Here is a 677-nt window from a genome sequence, read left to right as displayed (position 1 = left end):
GACGCTAAAACGGCAAGGTGGTGTGCAGATACCATAGGGAACCAAGAAGTAGAGATTGTTAATGAAGGTTTATCTTATGGTGTGGATAAAAGAAGAGACGGGGTTAATATTGCCAAAAACTATAGAGAAAAAAACCTTGTTTTGCCTGCAGAAATTTTATCTTTACCCGACTTGGAAGGATATCTAATTATGACCGGCGGGTATCCTATTGCAAAGATAAAATATGACTATAAAAATTGGCCTGCATTACAAGAATCAATTTTTAAAGGATACTATAAGCAAAGCAATATAGATGATAAAGAGTTAACTGAAGTTGAAGGTTTGAAAGAAAAAGCCGTAATTGTTTCTAAAGAGTTTTTAAACGAAGAAATTGAGCCAGAAAATAAGTAGGTAATATTAAGTTGAAAACTTTTAAAACAAGGCTATACTTGTTTTAATGTTATGGGTTTGATATACTGTATTTAATGAGAGCAAGTTTTAAATGTAAGGATCATGTTGCTCAAATCAAAGTTGAAGTATATTTTCCCTATACCCCTGTTATTTAAGTGAGTTTAACCGATTGAGGCATACCCAGGTTAGTCATTTTGTTAAGCATATGGCAACCAAGTAATGTTTCTGCATCTTGATTGTCCCATTTTCTAGATCTTAGTTTCGCACCTATAATGCTTTTATATCGG

1 protein-coding gene and 1 pseudogene are annotated in these 677 nt (G+C 33.2%); one reads left to right on the top strand and one right to left on the bottom strand.

Features of this window, described 5'->3' with window-relative positions; translation table 11 throughout:
• On the top strand, positions 1-390 hold a 390-nt coding region (locus NF27_RS10800), incomplete at its 5' end, for a type IV secretion system DNA-binding domain-containing protein (RefSeq protein WP_039459579.1).
• Positions 391-541: 151 nt separating this feature from the next.
• Here the strand turns inward: NF27_RS10800 and NF27_RS13085 are convergent.
• Positions 542-677: pseudogene (locus tag NF27_RS13085) on the bottom strand (IS5-like element ISParac1 family transposase); the annotation flags it as partial.

The organism is Candidatus Jidaibacter acanthamoeba (assembly GCF_000815465.1).
In the GTDB taxonomy this organism is placed as follows: domain Bacteria; phylum Pseudomonadota; class Alphaproteobacteria; order Rickettsiales; family Midichloriaceae; genus Jidaibacter; species Jidaibacter acanthamoebae.
This window is presented reverse-complemented; position numbering and strand designations above follow the sequence as displayed.